This window comes from Actinomadura verrucosospora (assembly GCF_039540335.1).
Taxonomy (GTDB): Bacteria; Actinomycetota; Actinomycetes; order Streptosporangiales; family Streptosporangiaceae; genus Spirillospora; species Spirillospora verrucosospora.
Map to the genome: position 1 here is coordinate 47793 of NZ_BAABEV010000054.1, position 6000 is coordinate 53792.

Annotated in this window: 4 protein-coding genes and 1 tRNA gene; all 5 read left to right on the forward strand. The window is 70.4% G+C overall.

What is annotated here, in order from left to right; genetic code table 11:
- Positions 1–67: 67 nt before the first annotated feature.
- Positions 68–143: transfer RNA gene (locus ABD944_RS37050), tRNA-Glu, on the forward strand.
- A gap of 495 nt (positions 144–638) precedes the next feature.
- Positions 639–1562 carry a DMT family transporter gene (locus ABD944_RS37055; RefSeq protein WP_345185152.1) on the forward strand — a complete coding sequence of 308 codons (924 nt, stop codon included), beginning with the start codon at positions 639–641 and terminating at the stop codon, positions 1560–1562.
- A gap of 213 nt (positions 1563–1775) precedes the next feature.
- On the forward strand, positions 1776–3287 hold the full coding sequence (locus ABD944_RS37060; RefSeq protein WP_345185154.1) for an RtcB family protein: 1512 nt from the start codon (positions 1776–1778) through the stop codon (positions 3285–3287).
- Between the two features lie 588 nt (positions 3288–3875).
- Positions 3876–4991 (forward strand): radical SAM/SPASM domain-containing protein, encoded by a 1116-nt coding sequence (locus ABD944_RS37065; RefSeq protein WP_345185156.1) that lies wholly within the window; start codon positions 3876–3878, stop codon positions 4989–4991.
- The coding region (locus ABD944_RS37070; RefSeq protein WP_345185159.1) for a radical SAM protein at positions 4984–6000 on the forward strand (1017 nt) is incomplete at its 3' end. The genes ABD944_RS37065 and ABD944_RS37070, both read left to right, overlap by 8 nt.

Genomic DNA, 6000 nt, shown 5'->3' on the forward strand with positions numbered 1-6000 from the left:
TTGCACGCCGCCCCGCCGCGTCCTCTAGACTTGGCGAGTCGAGTGGCGACCAAGTCCGCCACCACGGGCCCCCTTCGTCTAGCGGCCTAGGACGCCGCCCTTTCAAGGCGGTAGCGCCGGTTCGAATCCGGTAGGGGGTACCACCCACACTGCTGCATGATCATTAGCCGTCCAGGTCGTCACTTCCCGTGACGCCTCCGATGGCACTCCGTAGTCGCATGGGGTCCCAGCCCTCCACCGCCCCTTCAGATCGGCGTCGAGGACCCCTCCGGCGATCCCCCTGCACCGGCCGCGGAGCACCCGGGGCGTGTTCACCCGGGCGGCGTTCGCCCGGCCCCTGGCGGCGCGAGGCGGAGCGGCCTCTCGGACGGAAACGGTTCCCGTTCCCCCTTCCACTCGCCTGATAAGATCGCCGCGAAATAAAAACTGAAAAAGCCGTCTCGGCTCTTCAGTCGTCCGTGGAAGCGGGCGCACGAAGGGCCGGGGCCAACGCCTCCGGGATCCCTTTGTGCGCCCCAACAAACAAAGGGGTTCCGGTGGAAAAGAAATGGCGCCCGCGAGTTTTGCTCGCAGGCGTCCGCAGATACCTGGAGACGCTGTCGAGCGATCTCCGGGCTGCGGACAAAGGAATGCTCGCGATGGTCATGATCGCGAGCGCGGCGGGTGTCGCCAACGGCTTCATCCTGGCGCTGACGGGCGTGACCAAGAGTGTCGGGCCGCTGACGGCGGCCTGCGTCTCCGTGTTCTTCGGAACGCCGGTCATGTGGGTGTTCTTCAGACCGTCGCTGCGAAGCCGCTGGTCCGTATGGATGCCGTCCCTCCTGCTGGGCCTCAGCATGGGGGTGAACAACCTGGCCTACCAGAACGGCTTGCGGTGGGTTCAGTTGCAACTCCTCCAGCCGCTCTCGTTCCTGTTCAGTGCCATCTTCCTGATCGGCCCCAGGGTCGTGCGGGACGCCAGGAGCGGGAGGTACTCGACCGCCATGTGGCCGGTCCTGGCCGGGCTCGGTATCTGGCTCCTGTCCGCCGACACGGCCGGCGGCGCGGGCGGGCGAGCCTTCACCGACGCGATACCGCGGATCCAGGTGCTGGGCCTGCTCGTTCCGGACTGGGGGCTGGGACTCGGAACCCTGTTCCTCACCGCGGCCACCTACGCCTACTACAGCAGGAAGATGGAGGTCTTCGGCAAGGATGTCCGCGGGAAGATCAACACTCTCGCCGGCATCCCCTGCTTCGTCGTCCTCGGGCTGGGCGCGCTGGCGTTCGAGAGCGACTGGGCCGGCATCACCGACGGCTACTGGCTGTATCTGCTGATCTGCGCGTGCAGCGGGATGGTCCTCTCGCTTCTCAACGGAGTCGTCATGGTGTGGGCCTTCGACAGGGGGCTTCTCGCGTCCACGACCGTGATGCTCTCCCCGCTGCGAACCCTCCTCGGAACGTTCCTGGGGATGGTCGCGGCGCACACCGCCCCCGGCCCCCTGGGACTGGCGGCGATCGGCCTGATCCTCGTCGCCTCCTTAGGAGCGGCGGTGATCCAGAGTCGTCAGGACGGCTCTGAGTGACCCGGCGGCGGGGAGGCTCTGCCTCCCCGCCGTTCGCGTGCCACCGGACTAATCCGGTTGGCCGGGCCGCCGGGCCCGGCTAATGTTCGTCCCACCTCGCGGCTGCTGAACCTCGGGGAGTCCATCGCCCACGGAGCGATGTCCCGTGCGTCCGCTCTGGACGATCACGTCTGAGACCCATGCCCGAAATCCAGCAGCCACCAAGGAAAGCCCATGACCGCGTCCCCGCAGGATTCCCGCCTCGTCCGCATGGACGACGGCTGGCTCCGTCTCCCCAACCGGTGGGACATCCCCGTCGAGATCTGCGCCGGCGCCGACGTGCCGATAGAGCCCAGCGCCATCGACGAGATCCTCACCGTGCTCGAAACCGCCGGCACCCTGGCGCGGCTCGCCGACGCGACCGGGCACCCGGGCGCGGTCATCGACCGCGTCGCGCTCACTCCGGACCTCCACAAGGGCGCCGGGATCCCCATCGGCACCGTGCTGCGGACCAGCGGCGCGCTGATCCCGCAGGCGGTCGGCAACGACATCAACTGCGGCATGCGCCTGGAGACGACCTCGCTCACCGTCGACCAGGTCCGTCCCCGGCTGGACGCGCTGGAAGGGCGGCTGCGGCACCTGTTCTTCGAGGGCGGCCGGCGGATCGCGCTGTCGGGGCTCCAGCGGGAGGCCCTGCTGCGCGACGGGCTGCCCGGCCTGCTCGCGGCGCCGGGAGATCCCGCGAGCGGCATCTGGTCGCAGTACCGGCCCGAGGACGTGCGGCCGGGCCGGATCCACGGCGAGCGGTACCCGGTCACGACCGCCGAGCCGTTCCGCGACTGGATCGACAGTGCGGGCGGGACCAGCTACGACAGCATCATCGGCAGCGTCGGCGGCGGCAACCACTTCGCCGAACTGCAGTACGTCGCGTCGGTCCACGACCGGCAGGCCGCCTACGCCTGGGGGTTCGAGCCCGGGCAGGTCGTGCTGATGGTGCACAGCGGCTCGCTGTCGCTGGGGCACCAGGCGAACGCCGACGGCCTGGAGCGGGCGAGGAAGGCGTGGCCCGCGTCCGTCCCGCTGCCGGACAACAAGATCCTTCCCATCCTGCTCGGCGAGCGGAACGAGGCCGCGCTGCGGCGCTACCTCGACGCGTTCGGCAACGCCGCCAACTTCGCGGTCGGCAACCGGTTCTTCCTCTCGCTCATGCTGCGCCAGGGCCTCGCCGCGGAGTGCGGCGACCTCACCGGCGACCTGGTCTACGACGCCCCGCACAACCTGCTGTGGCGGCACGACGACGGGTCGGTCGTGCACCGCAAGGGCGCGACGCCCGCGGGCGGGTACGCCGACACGGCGGGCGGGCCGTACGCGATGTGGGGCGAGCCGGTCATCGTGCCCGGGTCGATGGGGGCGGCCAGCTACGTGCTGCGGGGGCGCGGCGACCCGCGGACGCTGGCCAGCGCGTGCCACGGCGCCGGCCGCCGCGTTCCGCGCGGCGCGGCGTCCCGGGCCGGCGACGCCGAACTCGACGCGTTCCTCACCGGGTTCCGCGTGGTCACGCCCCTCGACCACCGCGACCCCGCGGTCACCCGCCGCGCGGACGTCATGGCCGCCTGGCGGCGCGACCTCAAGCAGGAGGCGCCGTGGGTGTACAAGGACATCGGCCCGGTCGTGTCCAGCCTCGAACGGGCCGGCGTCGCGGACCCGGTGGTCGAGCTGCGGCCGCTACTGACCGTCAAGGGATGACCCGCCGGGCGGGGCCGGCCGTCCCGGCGGAGGATGCCGGTCCCGCCCCTTTCCCGCAGGCCGGACGCCCTTTCCCGCGGGCCGCCCGCCCCTTTCGAGCCGGCCGCCTTCACCGGAATAGTTGAAAGATCAGCCTTGATACGCCATCGGCGAATGGAAGCCTGGGCGGCCGGTTAATCGACCGTCCGAAAAGTGGCGGAGCGCCGCTCCATACGCGCGACCTCCCCGTTCGCCGTCAACCCGTAGCCGCCCGGCGGACAAGGGGTTGAAATCCACGGGAAGTTAGGTCAAGATCACCCAGATGCTCCCGCCGCGGGCGGCGGTTTATGTCGAACCGCGCCCGCCGTATGACGCTTGTGTGTGACCACCTGAAGCCATCGGCAACTGGGAGGCGCCCGAGTGAATGGGTCTGACCTGCGAACGGATGGATTATCCCCTCGAATTGAGCAATCAACCCCCGCGTCCGCCTCGGGCGTACGGCGGACTTCGGATCTGCTGCAGACCTCGCCCTATCTGACATTCGTCCGCCCCGGCGACGAAAGCCCGGTCGTCTACGCGATCGACGAACTGACGCCGGCATATCCCGACGTGACGGCGCCGGAATGGGCCGCGTTCGGGGCGATCGGCCTGGACCGTTCCGTGGTCTGGCACGGGGACGCCGCCGCGCTCGACGCCCTGAACGACGCCGCGGCATCGCCCGTGGAGCGGCCGGTGCTCGCGGCGGCGCACGGCCCCGCGGTCGTCGACGACCTGGCCGGCCGCGGCTGGCTGCAGCCCCCCGCGGACCTGTGCGCCGACTACCTGCTGACCACCGCGCAGATCGAGGTCACGGCGCACTGCAACTGGGGCTGCGAGTTCTGCCCCGTCTCACTCGACCGCAAGCCGGCGGCGACGATGCCGATGCCGCTGTTCGAGGAGATCATCGAGAAGATCGCTCCGTACGACACGATCCGGTACGTCACGTTCCACTTCTACAACGAGCCCACGCTGGACCGCTTCTTCGCCGAGCGCCTGGCGGTCCTGCGCGAGCACCGGCTGAAGCTGCGCCTGTTCACCAACGCCAGCAGGCTCACCGAGGAGAAGGTCGCCCTGCTCCGCCAGGGGGACACGCTGTTCCAGCTCGTGGTGAACCTGCCGGCGCTCGACGAGGACTCGTTCCGCGACCTGACGGGCACCAGGGGACTCGCGCGGACGCTGGCCGGCGTCGAGGCCGCGCTCGACGCCGGGCTGCCGATGGAGATGGTGGTCAACGGCGGCGGGGACGACGCGCGGCGGCGGCTCGGCGAGCTGCGGGCGCGGTTCGAGCCGCGCGGCGTCGCGGTCCGCTCGACGCTGCTGTCGGACCGGGCGGGATCGCTGGCGGAGGACTACCACCAGGACGTCCGCGTCGAGGGCAGGCTGCGGGGCTGCGGCTGGCCGGTGAACCACGCGCATTTCTCGGTCGGCGGCGACATGTTCATCTGCTGCAACGACTACTACCAGCGCGAGAAGTTCGGCAATATCCGCTCCGGCTCCGTGCACGAGCTGATGACGAGCGAGGCGGCGGTCCGGCTGCGCCGCAGGGTCTTCGGTGTCGCCGACGCGCCCGACGACTATCTCTGCCGAACGTGCCATGACCAGCTGCCCGACTTTCCCCGCCGGCAGTTCCGCCCGCTCGCCAGCTTCCCGGTGAAAGGCTGCCACCGGGGGGTGGGCCGTGCCTGAGGAGACCGCTCCCCGCAGCGTTCGCATCTGGTACGTCTCCGGACAGCGTCTCTGCAATTTCCGGTGCGCGTACTGCGTTTCCGTCAACGACTACGCCAAGAGCAATTCCGGCGACTGGTCCGACGAGGACCGGTCCCGCTTCGAGAAGATAGTGGACTGGATCGCCGACCGGCCGTTCCAGATCGGGGTCCGGCTGGCGACATTGGGAGAACCGTTCGCCTCGCGGCCGTTCCTGTCCAAGGCGGCCGGGCTGAGCACGCGTCCGAACATCGACTTCGTCGAACTGCTGACCAATGGGTCGCTGCTGAAGCGCCGCCTTGAGCAGCTCGACCGCGAGGGGGACATCGGCAAGATCTCACTGTGGGTGACCTACCACCCGACGGAGATCCCGCTGGCGCGGTTCATCGCGAACGCCCGCTTCGCTCAGGAGCGCTACGGCTGCTTCGTCGTCGTCAACGGCCTGCTGTTCCCCGACAACGAGCAGGAGGTCGTCGATCTCGGGCGCGCCGCCGAGGACGCGGGCCTGCGGTTCAACCTCGACCTCGGCTACGACCCCCTCACGCCGCACGGCGTGCACACCGAGCTCGGCGCCATGGTGCCCGTGCTGCGCGAGCGGGCGGAGGACGGGATCGACCGCGCGATCCGCCTCGGCGCGCATCCCGAGCTGCTCGACCTCAACATGGCCGCGATGCGGGACCTGCGCGGGGAGACGTGCAGCGCGGGCCACGACTACTTCTACATCGGCATCCGCGGCGACGTGTACCGGTGCTCGCGCTACCAGGCCCTGGACAAGGACCGCATCGGCAACGTCCTCGACGAGGGGTTCGAGCTCCGGCCGGCCCGCGAGCCCTGGGCCGCCTGCGGAGCCGGATTCGGCTGCGGCAACAAGGAGGACTTCCTTCACCTGCGGCGCCGCCGCCCCGCGGCCGGACCGCCGCCCCCCAGCCTCGGCTGGGTCGACCGCGACGCGCCCGCGGCCGCCGGCCGGACCCGCCGCGGCGGCGCGCCC